The 16885-nt window shown below is 39.2% G+C and carries 13 protein-coding genes; 1 reads left to right on the forward strand and 12 read right to left on the reverse strand.

Annotation, left to right across the window (positions count from 1 at the left end):
• Positions 1–3238 (forward strand): C25 family cysteine peptidase (locus RAO94_07915; protein MDP8322261.1); only part of this gene is annotated, 3238 nt, incomplete at its 5' end.
• Here RAO94_07915 and RAO94_07920 read toward each other — a convergent pair.
• The 12 genes from RAO94_07920 to RAO94_07975 form a co-directional block, all read right to left on the reverse strand.
• Entirely contained in the window at positions 3239–3742 is a 504-nt protein-coding gene (locus RAO94_07920) for a shikimate kinase (protein MDP8322262.1), read from the reverse strand.
• Between the two features lie 46 nt (positions 3743–3788).
• Positions 3789–6368 carry a 30S ribosomal protein S1 gene (locus RAO94_07925; GenBank protein ID MDP8322263.1) on the reverse strand — a complete coding sequence of 860 codons (2580 nt, stop codon included), beginning with the start codon at positions 6366–6368 and terminating at the stop codon, positions 3789–3791.
• 2 nt (positions 6369–6370) lie between these two features.
• On the reverse strand, positions 6371–7264 hold the full coding sequence (locus RAO94_07930; GenBank protein ID MDP8322264.1) for a 4-hydroxy-3-methylbut-2-enyl diphosphate reductase: 894 nt from the start codon (positions 7262–7264) through the stop codon (positions 6371–6373).
• Positions 7248–7826, reverse strand: a complete 579-nt coding sequence (locus RAO94_07935; protein ID MDP8322265.1) for a lysophospholipid acyltransferase family protein — start codon at positions 7824–7826, stop codon at positions 7248–7250. The genes RAO94_07930 and RAO94_07935 overlap by 17 nt, the downstream gene beginning before the upstream one ends.
• Positions 7814–8494, reverse strand: a complete 681-nt coding sequence (gene cmk, locus RAO94_07940; protein ID MDP8322266.1) for a (d)CMP kinase — start codon at positions 8492–8494, stop codon at positions 7814–7816. The genes RAO94_07935 and cmk overlap by 13 nt, the downstream gene beginning before the upstream one ends.
• An 8-nt stretch (positions 8495–8502) precedes the next feature.
• Positions 8503–8970 (reverse strand): DUF5683 domain-containing protein, encoded by a 468-nt coding sequence (locus RAO94_07945; protein ID MDP8322267.1) that lies wholly within the window; start codon positions 8968–8970, stop codon positions 8503–8505.
• Positions 8967–10079, reverse strand: a complete 1113-nt coding sequence (gene tgt, locus RAO94_07950) for a tRNA guanosine(34) transglycosylase Tgt (protein MDP8322268.1) — start codon at positions 10077–10079, stop codon at positions 8967–8969. The genes RAO94_07945 and tgt overlap by 4 nt, the downstream gene beginning before the upstream one ends.
• Before the next feature lie 61 nt (positions 10080–10140).
• The gene (rseP, locus tag RAO94_07955; GenBank protein MDP8322269.1) at positions 10141–11496 is read right to left on the reverse strand and encodes an RIP metalloprotease RseP; all 1356 of its coding nucleotides are present in this window, start codon (positions 11494–11496) and stop codon (positions 10141–10143) included.
• A 645-nt stretch (positions 11497–12141) separates the two neighbouring features.
• Complete coding sequence (locus RAO94_07960; protein MDP8322270.1) at positions 12142–13080, reverse strand: radical SAM protein; 939 nt, start codon at positions 13078–13080, stop codon at positions 12142–12144.
• A complete protein-coding gene (locus tag RAO94_07965; protein MDP8322271.1) occupies positions 13070–14335 on the reverse strand; it encodes a hypothetical protein in 1266 nt (421 codons plus the stop codon). The genes RAO94_07960 and RAO94_07965 overlap by 11 nt, the downstream gene beginning before the upstream one ends.
• 67 nt (positions 14336–14402) lie before the next feature.
• A complete protein-coding gene (locus RAO94_07970) occupies positions 14403–14843 on the reverse strand; it encodes a response regulator (protein MDP8322272.1) in 441 nt (146 codons plus the stop codon).
• A 39-nt stretch (positions 14844–14882) separates the two neighbouring features.
• Positions 14883–16885: ATP-binding protein (locus tag RAO94_07975; protein ID MDP8322273.1), on the reverse strand; the 2003-nt coding region annotated here is incomplete at its 5' end.

The raw sequence follows: 16885 nt of genomic DNA on the forward strand, positions 1-16885 counted from the left end.
AGTGAGAGGATTTTGGAGCAATGTCCTGGATAAAAGCCCGGTTAGGGAGTATGCAATTTATAGCGGAACACCAGGAACAGTCTGGTCAACCGCAACTAATACATCTACAGTGGTGAATTATTTTGGCACTAATGGTTTAGGATATCTGGGAGCATCACCGGCAGTGATCCCCAGCTGGAATGCCAATGCTGCAAGCGTTAATAATGATATTAATAATGGCTGCTTTATGCTTCAACACAGAGATCATGGTGGAGAAACAGGTTGGGGAGAACCGGATTATGGTATTAGTGATCTGGGAGGGCTTAATAATGAAGACCTGGCATTTGTGTTTTCTACTAATTGTCTTACGGGTAAGTTTAACTGGAGCAGTGAGTGCTTTGCGGAAGCATTTCATCGTCATGCTCAGGGAGCATTAGGACTGATAGCAGCAAGTGAGATATCCTACTCGTTTGTTAATGATACATATATCTGGGGTACTTATGATTATATGTGGCCCAATTTTGATCCCGGGCATGGAGCTGAAGGGCAGAATTCTATACTGCCATGCTTTGCCAACAGCAGTGGAAAATGGTTTCTGCAAGCCAGTAACTGGCCCTATAATGGGGGGGATAAAGAAGTAACCTATTATCTATTTCACCATCATGGAGATGCCTTTTCAAATGTTTATACCGAAGTGCCTGTTGAGATTGCAATTGAATATCCTGAAGTGCTTCTAAGTGGAATGACAAGCGTGAATATTACTGCTGAGCCAGAGACATTTATCTGCCTTTCGGTTGGTGATGAGATACTGGCAACAGCAGCCGGAACTGGAAGTCCTCAAAGCATCATGATAGAATCTCAATCTCCAATGACCTTGGTGCATTTGACTGCAACAAAGCAGGACTGTTATCGAGAAGAGGGTGACATTCTGGTTATTCCTCCTGAGGGTGCTTATGCTATTGTGAACAGTGTAGAGATCACCACCGCAGATGATGATGTGATCGAATATGCTGAAGATGTGACAATGTCAGCAGTAATCGAGAATTTTGGCAGCGAAACTGCTGAGAATCTGGTGGTAAATATAAGTTGTGTTGATGAATATATCACTTTGACAGATAACACAGAAAACGGGGCAGAAGTGGCAGCCGGAGAATCAATAGTTCTTGTCGATGCTTTCAGTTTTACTGTATCCTCAGATATTCCAGATGATCATGATTTCTTTTTTACGGCAGTGGTCATTAGTGATCAGGGAAGCTGGGAGAGCACAATAAATCTTACTGGTTACGCACCAGTACTCTCATTGAGTGGTTTAAGTATAACAGGGGATGGCAATGAAAATGGTAGACTTGATCCCGGAGAAATAGCAAATTTGAATATTGAGATCAGTAATATTGGTGGTGCAGATCTATATAATGCAATTCCCATGCTGAGTGAAGAAGATACTTTCTGTACAATTATCCAGGATGGAGAAACAATTCCAGAAATATCAGCAGGAAGCAGTGGTTTATTCACTTATAGAGTGGAAGTGGGAGTTTCAGCACCTGTGGGTCATGTTATAAGTTTTGATTTTGAGTGTACAGCAGATTGGGATTATATTTTGCAGACATCCTTTGCCTTAACTGTGGGTTTATGTTTAGAGGATTTTGAAAGTGGTGGATTTAGTCAATATGACTGGATTATGAGTGGCACAGGTGGCTGGCAGATAAGTGGAGGCAGCTACGAAGGCTCATATTGTGCACAATCAGCTGATATAAATAACAGTCAGTCAGCAGGAATGGAAGTTGAAGTAAATGTTCTCAATGCAGATGAGATAAGCTTTCATTATAAGGTATCATCGGAAAGCGGCTGGGATTACCTGAGATTTTATATTGATGGTAATCAGCAGGAGCAATGGAGCGGAAGTATTGATTGGACGGAATATTCCTGTCCGGTTAGTCTTGGAACGCATACATTTAAGTGGGAATATTCCAAGGACAGCTCCGTTAGTAGTGGATCAGACTGTGCCTGGATTGATTATATTATCTTTCCACCGATTAATATCCCTCAACCGGCAGAGATCGTTCTGGATAATGAACAGTTTGCCTTCAATCTTCCACCTCAAGGTACTGATAGTGCTGAACTTCAAATTACTAATATTGGTGGACGTGACCTGGAATGGTCTATCAGTAAAAATTATGTAGTCTCCAGAGCCAGTGGAGGTCCAGATGATTATGGTTATCAGTGGCTGGACAGCGACGAACCCGGGGGACCTGAATATAACTGGATAGATATCTCGGGGACAGCAACACAGGTTACATTTAATCATAATGATCAGGCAGAAGGTCCTTATCCTATCGGTTTTGATTTCAATTTTTATGGTTCAGAATATAGTGAATTCATTATCAATGCGAATGGTTGGCTGGGATTTGGATCAGATAATACGGAATGGAGTAATAGTTCACTACCAGATTATAGTGCTCCCCGTCCGGCGATCATGGGATTTTGGGATGATCTGTATCCAGCAATTGACGGAAGTGGAGAAGGGAATGTGTATTATCAAAGCTTTACTGACCATCTGATCGTGATGTTTGACAATGTGCAGCATTATCCGGGCGATTACAATGGTAATTATACTTTTGAGATGATAATCTATGCAAATGGTGAGATACTACTTCAATATGATGAAGTGAGTGGCGATACAGATAGTGGCACAATAGGAATTCAGAATGAGAATGCCAGTGATGCTCTGCAAATGGTTTATAATGACAATTATGTGTCCAATGATCTGGCTATTCGTATTCTGCAGGTAGTGGACTGGCTGGATATCAGTCAAACAAGCGGAACTTTACCTGTTGGTAATAATATTAGTCTGATTCTCACTGTTGATACCGAAAATTTGGAAATTGGAAATTATCTCTGTAATCTGGTGTTAAACAGCAACGATCCCCAGCAGAGTGTAATTGTAATTCCGGTTGATCTTATGGTTGGTGGTGATATAGCTTATGGAGATATTGATGATAATGGTGATGTGGATGCTTATGATGCTGCCATAGTGCTGCAGTATTTTGTGGGATTTGATCCTCCTGGAGCACCTTTACCATGGGCTGTGTGGCGATTATGGCGAGCTGATGTGGACGGAAATAGTGATGTTGAGGCTTATGATGCTTCATTAATTCAGCAATATTCAGTTGGTTTGATCAATAGTTTCCCTGTAGAAAATCTCAGAACATCAGTTTCCCGTAAGATGAAAAAAAATCTATCAGGTAATAATATAAAATAGTTATTTGTGCCCGGTCTCAAAGCCGGGCATTTTTTTTATTTTACTGAGCAATTTATTGAGCTCAGTTCCTCGATATTCAATATCTGCAATACTTTCATATAACGGAACTCGCTCTACATAAAACTCAAATAATTGCTCAATGCTTTTTCCTTCTGCCAGTGGTCTGGAAGATGAAGTGATCCTGTTAGCAATAATATTCCACTCAGGGTTAAGCCAGATGATCAGATCATTTTTTTGTTGGAGTATTCGAAGACTGGTTTGACCGCTAATGATTCCTCCACCGCAGGAATAGACCGCATCTTCGGTAAAATTTTGCAGCATCTCTGATTCTAAATGACGAAAATATTCTTCACCAGATCTTATAAATATCTCATTTATGGTAATATCTTCCTGGGTTTCAATCAGTTGGTCAATATCGTAAAAGGGCATGTTTAGTGCTTCAGCCAGAATCTTACCCATCGTGGTTTTTCCTGAAGCCATAAATCCGATTATATAAATTTTCATATAAAAAAAGGGCGACATGAAGTCGCCCTGTAATTACTAAAGTATATTATTCCGAAGATTCTTCTTTGATTTCTTCTTCGGGTTCAGTTTCAACAACAACTTCTTCTTCTTTAGGTTCTTCTGGAACCACTTCTTCCTCTGGTTCCTCTGGAACTACCTCTTCTTTGGGTTCTTCGGGAGCCACTTCTTCTTCTGGTTCCTCCGGAACTACCTCTTCTTCGGGTTCTACAAGAGCCGCTTCTTCTTCTGGTTCCTCTGGAACTACCTCTTCTTTGGTTTCTACAGGAGCCACTTCTTCTGCTGGTTCCTCTGGAACTGCCTCTTCTTTGGTTTCTACAGGAACCACTTCTTCTGCGGTTTCTACAGGTACCACTTCTTCTGCTGGTTCTTCTGGAACTACCTCGTCTTTTTCAGGTTTGTGGTATGATTCATGTAAACCCACATCACCATGTTCTTTAATCATCTTATCAATATCAGCATCAGGTTCTATTGCATCATGCTCATGAGTAGGTTCTACTTTATGAGAATCGATAAAGGTTTGAAGTTCTTTTTTATCACGAGCAAAGAAATATGCCTTTACTGAAAGGATTAAACGACGATTTTCCAGATCAAGTTCAATAATCTTAAGTGGAAGCTGTTCTTTTACTTCAAAGACAATATTTGCCTTTTTAAGTCCAGGAATTGCAAGGTGTGATAGAGGTACAAATCCTTCAACAAGATTACCTTCCACATCTACATCCACTAAGATACCTTTAGAAATGATCTTAACTATTGTAGCTGTGATTTCAGTATTGATAGGTAGAAATTCATCCAGATTATCCCAGGGATCTCTGGTCAATTGTTTCACGCCCAAAGCAATTCTATGAAGAGTAGAATCAATGGAAAGTACTTTAACTTCTATCTCCTGACCTTTATTGAATATCTCACGAGGATGGTATATTCTCTTCGTCCAGGAAATATCAGAAATGTGGATCAAGCCTTCAATATTCTCTTCAATTTCCACAAATGCGCCAAAGGGAGTAAGACTTTTTATTTTTCCCTTCAATTTACATCCTACTGGATAGCGTTCTTCGATCGTAAGCCAGGGGTTTGGTTCCATCTGCTTAATACCGAGAGAAATACGCTTATCATCTTTGGATATTGCGAGTACTATTGCTTTGATAGTTTCGCCCAACTTCACAACATGTTTTGGGTGCTTGATCTTTTTGGTCCATGACATTTCACTGACATGCACCAGACCTTCAACACCTGATTCCAATTCTATAAAAGCACCATAATTGGTAATATTAACTACTTTACCTGTAACGATGCTGCCTTCAGGATATTTGATTTCTATATTATCCCATGGATGTGGTACTAACTGCTTAAGACCAAGAGATACTTTTTGAGTGTCATCATTATAATCGAGAACTTTTACTTTTACTTTATCTCCAATATTCAGCATATCAGAGGGGTGATTTATATGTCCCCATGACATATCAGTTATATGCAGCAGTCCGTCAATACCACCAAGATCGATAAAGGCACCATATTCTGTAATGTTCCTTACCTCACCATCAAGTTCTCCACCAACAATCAATTTCCCTTTTAGATTTGTCAGCTGTTCTGATCTTTTCTCTTCCAGAACTTTTTTACGGGAAACTATGATGTTGCGACGTTCCTGGTTGATCTTAAGGACCTTGAATTCAGTATCTTTACCAATAAACTGATCTAAGTTAGGGATAGGTTTAATAGAAATTTGTGAACCTGGAAGAAATGCTTCTAAACCCATGATCTCAGCAATCATTCCACCCTTAACACGACGGCGGAGGACTCCATTGATCGTTTCATCTTCCTCCATTATACGTTGTAATTCTTTGAGGTTAAGGTAAAAATCTGCTTTTTTCTTGGAAAGCTTGATCCTGCCGCTGATATCTTCAACGGAATCAATATAAACTTTGATGGGTGTGCCAATTTCAGGTAAATCTGTGGGACTGAATTCTTTAATTGATATGGGACTCTCTGATTTGAATCCGATATCAATAAGAACTGCACGTTCATCCACGCTGACAACATAACCATCAATAATTTCGCCTTCTTTGAATTTTGCAAAATGCTGATCCATCAGTTCCATCATATCTTCTTCAGATGTTTTTGGCTCTTTTGCTGGTTCAGCAGCCGGTTCTTCTGGCTTAGCTTCTTCTACTGCAGTTTCTTCTACTGCAGTTTCTTCTGCTACAGTTTCTTCTGCTACAGTTTCTTCTGCTACAGTTTCTTCTGCTACAGTTTCTTCTGCCACAGTTTCTTCTGCTACAGTTTCTTCTGCTACAGTTTCTTCTGCTACAGTTTCTTCTGTTACAGTTTCTTCTACTGCAGTTTCTTCTGCTACAGTTTCTTCTGCTACAGTTTCTTCTGCTACAGTTTCTTCTGCTACAGTTTCTTCTACTACAGTTTCAATAGCTGGCTCTTTCTGCTTAGGTTCTTCAATTACAGCTTCTGCAACTTCTTGAGCTGCTGTTTCGGTTTCAGTTTCATCCGGTTGAGTTTCTTCCACCGGCTCTTGGGTTTCGTCTTGCTCTGTAGCTTCCTCTTCGTTTTCTTCGATAGGTTTTACTACTTTTTCTTCTTCTTGATCGATAATAAACATTTTCACTCCTTATAACCGGGAATCTCTTCTATTCTGGAGACATACGGACAACCGCTCCCGGTATATCTATTTATTTCATTAAATACATTTACAATAATCCAATCCGGTGTAGATGCACCTGCTGTAAGACCTATCTTATGCTTGCCTTTGAACCAGTCTCCCTGCAGTTCTAAAGCAGTTTCGATATGTTGTGTCTCAATAATATTTTGACAAATTTTGGCAAGCATTTTTGTGTTCGAGCTATTAAACCCACCGATAACGATCATTATATCACTTTCTTTAGCTAATGCCAGAGTTGCCTGCTGCCGCACACTAGTTGCTGAACAGATTGTATTAACTATGCGCAATTCCTTGGCTTTAGGTACCAGTTCACTGGCAACTTTCTGGAAGTCTTTCAGGCTTTTTGTGGTTTGAGAAATCAGTCCCAGGCGGGGGTAAAATTTGTCTGGTAGATGGTCTCCATTATCAATAACAAATACTTCCCCATCTATGTAAGATTTTATTGCTTTCACTTCAGGATGACTTGAATTACCCATTATCACTACAGGATATCCTTCATTGCTCAATTTTTTTGCTAATTCCTGAGCTTTTGCAACATAGGGGCAGGTGGCATCAATAATTTCTACACCTTTGTCTTTTAGTTGTTCCAGGATATCATGTCCCACGCCATGTGAACGGATTATCACTGTCTGAGACGTTATCTGATCCAATTCATCAACAGAATCCACCCCTTTATTTTTTAGGCTTTCAACCAATTGAGGATTATGAATAATTGGTCCTAGAGTAACGATTTGTTTATTGGTCTCAGCAGCTTCTCTGGCGAGTTTGATTGCTCTTTTCACGCCAAAGCAGAATCCTGAATTAGGAGCTAATTTAATCTCAGTCTTTAAGCTCATTTATTCTTTCCATCACATAATCTGCTACATACTGATAGTTTTCTTTAGTGTATTCCAGGTCTTTGAACTGATCAATTTTTATAAATTCACCAACAACGAATTTCAGATGTTTCTTTCCGCTGATGCAGCCCCAGATATCATCTGAATTCATAACGCAAACAGGCAGAATATCCTTCTGCATTTCCAAGGCAAATTTGCCAACTCCAGGCTTAACGATGGTTGATTTACGAGTTCCTTCGGGAAAGACCATAAGGCTTTCTCCATTCTCGAGTCTTTCATTTACCAGTCTTAAAGCTTTACGATCCATTCTTCCCCTGCGTACTGGGATAACGTGCATCCTAAAAAGGAAGTCTCCCAGCCACTTCTTTTTAAAAAGCTCTGATTTTCCCAGATAGCTGATCTTTCCTCTGATCAAAGAACCGATCATGGGTGGATCATTGGCGGATATATGATTTGCACATATCAGGCAGTTATGAGAGTTATCAAGTCTCTCTCTCCCAATCACTTCCTTTCTCATTAATACCATAAGGATCCTGAAAAAAAACTGCACTACTTCATACATTTTCCCTCCCTGACAATATTGTAAATATAATCTACCTGTTCTGGTATATCCATTTTTGAAGTATCAATAAGAATGGCATCATCAGCCTGACGCAAGGGTGAGTGCGTTCGCGTGGAGTCATTTTTATCACGCCAAAGCAGTTCCTGCTCCACTTCCATTAGAACAAGTTCTTCATCTTTTTCTCTTGCTTCCTGCCAGCGACGTAAAGCACGTGTTTTAACATCAGCAACCATAAAGAATTTATAGTCAGCATCAGTAAATACAACAGTTCCAATATCTCTGCCATCCATAATAACTCCACCATCTTCACCCATTTTACGTTGCAATTCAACCATTCTTTCCCGCACTATCCCAATAACTGCGATCTCAGATGCCAGACGTGTAATATCCGCTTCTCGTATTCTGGCTGAAACATCCTGATCATCCAGATAAATCCTGTTTCCTTCCGGAGCATATTCAATTCTGATTTCAATTTCCCGCAGCATTTCCTTCAGAGAATCAAGATCAGTAAGTTTAATTCCCTTTAGCAATGTCTGTAAACCGCAGGCTCTATACATTGCTCCACTATCAATATACACATAATGCAGCAGTTTGGCAAGCTGCCTGGCCGTAGTACTTTTCCCTGAAGCTGCAGGACCATCAATAGCGATTACATACTTTTTCCCCATACAGTCCCCTAAAATTTATATTCCAGTTGAACACTTCTATCTTCAAATTTGAGTCTGATCTTTTGTTTTTGATAATCAAAATCATATAGATATGCATCAGTTACTGCGTCCAATGTGGAAAGAAATATCGTGATCCCCAGCCACCAGACCTGGCTTTTATATCTTTCATAATGAAATTCATAATTATTATAATCAAATTGGCTATCTGTATCTTTCCAGCTTTTATAATATTTATCTGCCTGCTGATGATTATTTATCGAATAACCCAGAAACAATCCTTCTAATGCCAGAACGGCTGCTCCTTTAATATAAGCATGATTATAAACCTGCCCTCCACCCGGTATCACTGCTGAAAGAAGTCCCGCTTTGAAAGGACTTCGATGAGGGATTTGCAGACTGTCTGATTCTACTGGTTCTGCACCTAAAACTGCAAAAATAAAAATAATCAGTAGCAAAGTTATTGCTGTTTTCATCATTCTCCCTCCTGCAATCTCCTCAGCATCTGCTCCTTGAAAGTGTCAAATCTCCCTTCCAGAATAGCTGCCCGACTCCATCTCACCAGATCCAGATAAAAATGTAAGCTGTGGATTGAGGCAAGGGTCATTGCCAGCAATTCATCAACTGAAAAAAGGTGGCGTAAATATGCCCGGCTGAAATTACGGCAGGTATAACACGTGCATTCGCTATCGATAGGATCAAAATCCTTTTTGTATCGGGCAGCTTTTACTATCAGTCTGCCATTTCGAGTGAACAGTGTACCTTTTCTGGCATTTCGTGTTGGCATCACGCAATCAAACATATCCACTCCATTTGCGATATTATTCAAAATATCTGCTGGAGTTCCCACTCCCATCAAATAGCGTGGTTTATTTGCAGGTAAGATCTCATTCAAATATTCTGTAATGCGCAGCATGTGAGTTTTTTCCTCGCCCACAGCAAGACCACCAATTGAATAACCAGGAAAATCCATCTCAATCAGTGCTTCGGCACTTTCCTGTCTAAGGTCTTCATATATTCCACCCTGCACTATCCCAAAAAGTGCCTGGTCGTTACGTTTATGAGCGTTTTTTCCTCGTCTTGCCCAATCCAGAGTAGTTTTCAAAGATTCTGACACATATTTCTTAGTAGCGGGATATGGAGGACATTCATCAAAGGACATGATAATATCTGCACCAATGGCATTCTGGATTTCCATCACTTTTTCTGGCGTAAACATGTGATAACTGCCATCAATATGTGATTGAAAACGGACTCCTTCCGCAGTGATCTTTCTCAGTCCAGAGAGGCTCATCACCTGAAATCCTCCGCTGTCTGTTAAAAGCGGTTTATCCCAACCCATGAATTCATGCAAACCACCAGCTTCGGCGATCAGCTCATGACCAGGTCGCAAATATAGATGATAAGTATTACCCAGAATTATCTGTGCTCCAATATCTTCCTTCAGGTCTCTCGGCATCACGCCTTTCACTGTTGCACGGGTACCCACTGGCATAAAAATCGGTGTCTCGATCTTGCCATGCGGAGTAGTGATCACCCCTGCTCTGGCATTTCCACTTACATTTTCTAATTTAAAATTAAATGACATCAGTTATTGCACCGATCAATCTCTGCTTTTATTTTATCAAATATAATTTTTTTATGTTTTGTCATTGGGTGATACCTTCATCTTCAATTTGCCTGCCAAGTTCTATATTCTGGCTTTTTATCGATACATTACGTTTAAAGATCCTCGTGAAATCATTACTGAAGGCAAAAAACATTAATAAGATTAAGATTGAAGCTCCGATTTTTTGCAATGTCATCTGAGTTTTCATCGATAGTGCTTTACCTCTGATACCTTCAATAAAACAGAAAAATATAATTCCACCATCAAGAATGGGGATAGGAAGAAGATTCATCACCATCAGGATTATGCTGATGATCGCTATAAAATTCAAAATCGAGTTCCAGCCCTGCTTAACTGTTTGCTTGCTCATCGTGTACATCAGCACCGGTCCACCCAGATTATTTTTTAATTCTGTTGGTTTCAGCACCAGCTTATAAATCCCCATATAGTTGAGAGCTACAAAGTCAATTCCAGTTAAACTACCATACTTGATGCTTTCCCATAAATTATAGCTTTCGTGAACTTCCATGGGCAATTTCTGAGTGATGCCAATCACCTGGCTGCCATCCAAAAGGTTTTCCTGAAGCTTGATCTCACGCTCAAATCTGCCTTCTTCTCGCTCAATCTCCACTTTCACAGTCTTCCCTTCACTCGCTCTCACCTGTCGCCGTAATTCATACCAGTCATTTACTGGCACCCCATTTATGGAAGTTACTTTATCTCCATCCATCAATCCAGCGTTATATGCCGGTAATCCAGGGGAAACTTCACCAATTGTTGTAGTTGTTTCCGGTAATACCTGCTCAATCCAGGCTAACTGGCTGAATTCCAGGGTTACCTGGATTTCTCTGCCAGCGCGTTCGATTAATATATCATTAATCCCATCAGCCACAGAAGTATAGCTGTCTGTCCAGCTTCTGATGTCCTGACCATTTATGCTTATCAGTTTGTCTCCTGCCTGCAGATATCCCAGATTATCAGTCTGATAAGATTCTTCAGCAGCTAACACTTTTCCGATATATGGACTGAAATCCTCATAATTTTTACCCATCATGAAGGTAAGGATCAATATCAGTATCGCAAAAAGCAGATTTGTAAAAGGACCTGCAAAAGCTATAATTGCTCGTTTCCACCACTTTAAGGCCAGAAAACTTCCCTTAGTATCTGTAAGATCTTCATCAGGATTTTCTCCCCGCATCTTCACATATCCACCCAGGGGGATCAAAGATAATCGATATTCAGTCATCTTATCCCTGAAGCTCAATAATCGTGGTCCAAATCCGATAGAAAACTTCTCAACATAAACTCCAAACCAACGAGCAGCTAGAAAATGACCACCTTCATGAACTGCCACAAGCAGTCCCAAGGCAATTAAAGCACCTAATATCTGTAACATATTTTTCCTTAAAATCTACATTTCTTCCAATTGTCAAAAATGTTTTACTATTTCTCAAGGTCAAGACCCTTTTATTTCATTTATAATTTTATTGATTGAGACTTTTCAATTCCCACCAGCCAAGCCCTTGCGAATGGTCGATAGACCTTCGCAATGGTCGATCAGAGGATAGAAGTTTATAAATCATTACCATAATGCAATTTAGCACTGTCGATTTCTTGTTCATACCGGTCAACCTTTGCGAAGGCATCAGCCTATGCAAAGCGCCGGCTCGACAAGCCATGCGCAAGGTCTTAGTTAGTGAAAATTGACAGCTAAAAAAAACGGGCATCTGCTGATGCCCGTTTTATTGCTGTGAAGGATTGGACAAAATCCTTCACAACAGTAGCTTCTTTCTTTCTTTCCAAGGATTGAAGAAGGCTATTTATCTTAGGGAATTTCTCTTTATAATTAATACTAAAGCAAAATATGTTCCATCGTGATCAAATAATTTTTTATTTTATAGCTATGATATTGTAAAATAGATATATAGAAAAGCATTAAAAGCTGAGACTCCGGCTAATATCTACCAGATTTCCTTATCATTTTGATAATTTATATGCCTGACTGATTATGCTTTTGATAAATTTGTTTACACTGCAAATATCATTTGTTCAGCTCGAAGAATATTCCCCGCTCTCCTTCGATTTCTCTGATTTTATTCTCTGAAAGCAGACTGCTCAGATATTTATTTAATTCATTAATATGCAGTCCCAGTATTTGACACAGGTCATGATCAGTGCAGGGGCGCCGGCGAATAAGTTCTATGATGCTGCTATTGATATCATGATCAAAGCTCTTTTGTTGCTGACGTAAGCTGGCTTTCGCGATTATCTCCACCGGTAGAGGTTCAAAATATTTCACAATTTCTTCCAACTGTTTAAGGGGCAGGGGTGAAAGCCCTTTGATCACTCCTGGTCTATCCAGAGTATTCAATTGAATTTTATCTGCTTTGATCTTTTCACAGGCATCTTTTAGCAGCAGCAATTCCTCTGGCTGATCATTTATACCCGGTGAAAAGAATATCTCCAGCCAGATATCTCCCTTAAATATCTTGCGAAAAGAGGTCAAACCCTCAATTATCTGGGCAGCATGAAGTGAAGCATGCGGTCGATTAAGCTGCTGGAATGCTTTTTCTGAAACCGCATCCAGTGAAGGCAGGAGCACATCGATATCCCTAAGTTCATTCTGAACGCTTTTATCCCAAAGCAATGTAGAATTTGTGATACAGGCTATCTTATAGCGCGGATAATGGCTTTTTAGATAACTTACCAGCTCTCCCAGGCGATTATTTAATACTGGCTCTCCTGATCCCGAAAAGGTAATGTAATCCAATTCTGGCTTAGTATTTAAGAATATTTCCAATTCCTCTATTATAGAGTCCAGGCTTATATATTCCTGACGCTCTATTGTCAAATCAGTGGTTTTGCCTACTTCACAATAAATGCAGTCCTGACTGCATACTTTGGCAGGAATCAGATCAATACCCAGCGAGATTCCCAGCCTGCGCGATGGTACTGGTCCAAATAAATGCTTATATTTCATTGTCTTGTATGAATTCCTCCGCCATTAAGATACCTTGTGCTGTGGCATAGGTGATCGAGCGCGTCCAGCCGGAACAATCTCCAATGAATTTTAATTGTGGATGATCATTACTCAGCTTATTACTGTAAAATTTGATCTCCATACCATACATCAGGTTATCTCCGAATCCCACTCCCGGGATAACATCATTAAGTTTATCTATGAATTCAATCAGGGCATTTCTAGTTTTACCGGGAATTGCCAGATTCAGGTCTCCCAGAATATATTTATCTGGATTCAAAGTGGGCACCACTCTTCCCAGATTCTTAGTTCTCTTGGTTCGCTTAAAATCTCCATAAGTCTGCAAAATCACTTTTCTGCCACCTGCCAGAATATTGCTGAGTTTGGCTATATACGTGCCATATCCCACCGGCTCATTAAAGGGCTCAGTAAAGCTGTGTGTCACCAGAATGGCAAAATTGGTATTATTACTTTTCTGATTTAATTTGGCATGTCCATTTACAGTTACAAAATCGTCATAATCCTCGGTTACAACATAGCCCGATGGATTATTACAAAATGTTCTCGCTGTATATCCTGTCCCGGTACGCAGTTTCACCTTAAATTCATACATCTCTTTATTTATGGCTTCCACCATATGATCTGGCAATTCATACCTTATCCCCAGATCCACTTTTGTGTTTTCCAGTATCAGATGCGGATAACTCTCTATCAGATGGTTCACCAAACCGTGTCCCGTTCTGCCAACTGCCACAACGATCTTATCATAAGCTATCGGTAATTGATTCAAATATATTTTGTCATTTTCTATCCGCACTTCGGTGATCAGATTACCAAAATGAAAATTAATATTTCCTGCTGATTGGAAGTTATTATAGATATTAGTGATCACATTCTTCAATTCATCTGTTCCTATGTGCCAGTAATCAGAAAGGATGGGCTCAAAGCCATGCCTGTAAAATTTGTCATACCATTCCCGCGAACGAAAGGATGATCCCTGCTCAATCATATCACGGGAAATATTACATTGTGCCAGATAATATTCCACTATCTCCCGCTGCAATGTTTCTGTGATATCTATGTCTCCACCCATTGAGCTTGAAATGAATATTTTGCCATCAGCCCTGATCCCGGATACTGAGCTGGAGTAGATATCTTTTGCCTTTTCATAAACATCAATCTGGACATCTTTATTTTCAAGTCTGGATAATAATCCAATTGTTGCTGCTCCAAATCCCACTACACCTATTCGCATAAATCCCTCGATATTTATTATTCAATAATGTTTTATAATTTATTTCACAATTTCCTGCAAATACCCTCTATTCCGGTGTCCTATTCAATAGAAGCCAGTAAAATCCCAGCTTCAAGATGGATTCCATAAAACTATTGAAATCTACAGGTTTCACAATAAAACTGTTCGCACCCAATTGATAACATTTCTTAAGATCGCTATCTTCTGCAGAAGAGGTTACTATCACTACTGGAATATGCCTGGTTCTATCATCTGATTTTATCTTCTCCAGCACTTCTAAACCATTTACCTTTGGTAATTTAAGGTCAAGAAAGATAACTTTTGGGTATTCTTCTATATTTCGCCCGGCGTATTTGTTTGTGCAGAATATGTAATCCAAGGCTTCTGCTCCATCGTTTACTACCTGGATTTCATTTACAAGGTTATGTTTTTTTAATGCCCGTATGGTGAGTTTCACATCATTGGGATTATCTTCCACTAAAAGAATTTCGACTCTTGCATATTCCATTTTTACTCCTCATTAAATTTCACTCAAAACAAATTTGATTTATTTATCCTGTAATGAACTTATTGATTCTTGTTTTTCCTCTTGTTTCGGTAAAGTGAAGCGGAAGGTTGCTCCTTCATTAGGTATCCCTTCTGCCCATACTTCTCCTTTATGTTTGGAAATTATCCGTTTGATCAATGCCAGCCCTACGCCAGTTCCCTCAAATATATCATCTGTATGAAGCCTTTGAAATACACCAAACAGCTTATCATAATACTTCATATCAAAGCCTACACCGTTGTCTGAAACATAAAATTCTAATACTTTTGATCCTTTCTCGTTCTTGCAGCCAATTTCTATTTTTGTTTCCGGCACAAACCTGGTGAATTTCAAAGCATTGCTTATTAAATTGATCATCACCTGTTTGAGCATTGTCCTGTCAGCGAATACGGTACATAGGTTATCTGTTTTCAATTCTATCTTGCGATCCTTTTCCAAAACTATCAAATCTCCATATACGTCATCAACAAGCTCTTGCATACTCACTTCTGTAAAGTTTATATCTTTCCTGCCCAAACGTGAAAATTCCAGCAGATCATTGATCAAAGCTCCCATTTTCTGGGCATTATTGCGGATCAAACTGATAAATTCTTTCCCTTCATCATCAAGCTTATCATAATAATCCTCTTCCAAAGCACTTGAGAATCCGTCAATTGCCCGTAAAGGTGCCTTTAGATCATGAGATACTGAATATGAAAATGCTTCCAGTTCCTTATTTAGTGAATCCAATTCCTTGTTCACTTTGATTACCTCATTACGACTATCGTTCGCATCTTCCAGCAGAAAGGTTAGGGAGGTTCGCGATGATATCATTAATTTCATATTTTCTTCCAGCTCCCGTGTCCGTTCATTCACCTTCTCCTGCAAATTATCACGTAATTCCAGTAATTCTGCTTCTACTGCTTTTTGCTCACTGATATCTGTAAAAAAGGTTATTCCTCTAAATGGTTCCTCACTGATCACTTCCTTAGCAATAAGCACAGTAATCTTATTGCCATTTTTAAGTTTCACTTCTTTCTCGCAGGATAATGCCTTTTTCTCTTTAATTAACTTCTTATGAAATGCAAGTTCTGTCTCGTAATACTCCTCAGGTGTTAATGTTTTCCAATCTATAATTTCTGACTTAATATCTTCTTGAGTATATCCTGTTGTAGATAAAAAAACATCATTTACCTGTATTAATCTTCCTGCTTCATCCCAAATGGTTATTCCAAAAAGCTCTGAATTGAATATACTCATCGCCAATCTGTCTTTCTGCTCTAATTCTGTCTTTACTCTGGCAAGATTTTCCATTTCCTCTTCTAAGTCCGTTGTCCGCGCTTTCACTTTCTCTTCAAGCTTATGATTAAATCCCACCAGTTGGTCTGTCATCATATTGATATTTTGGGCAAGTTCTCCTAATTCATCTAATGAATCTACCCTGCAACGCTTTTCATCATCTCCACTGCTGATTTGATTTACTACTTTATGCATATTCAATAAACGCATATAAATTTTCTTGTAGAAAATCAACTGAATGATAAAGATGATAAATAATGATATCAGAAATATTCCCAGATCTCTCAGGAAAAGTTTATTTGCCGCAGAATTAGATTTACTGATAAACATTCTTGCCATATTATTTGAAGAGTGGATTATCTTCATTATCTTTGAATTCACATCTTCATACAGTATAAGATTATGACTCAGCTTCTCGTCTAATTCCAACTGACTAAGGTTTTTACTGTGATTGTATATTTCTTCTTCCGAGTAGTTCTGCCAGACATTATATGATGTCTCTAAGGAGTCTATATCCGAAACAGGTCCCAGATACTGACTTCTCAATGTGCCAATATAAGCACTGTACATTTTCTTATGCTCAAGTATATTCTGGACAATTTCTTCTATCACTGCTTCATTATTTTCATGGAGGATCTCACGCTCAAGATAATGTTCGTATTGGAATTTCAATTGAAGTGACCGGCCGGTATTTGTTACAGTAAATGGATGAAGATAAAAATTAT

The organism is Candidatus Stygibacter australis (assembly GCA_030765845.1).
GTDB classification, from domain to species: Bacteria; Cloacimonadota; Cloacimonadia; order Cloacimonadales; family TCS61; genus Stygibacter; species Stygibacter australis.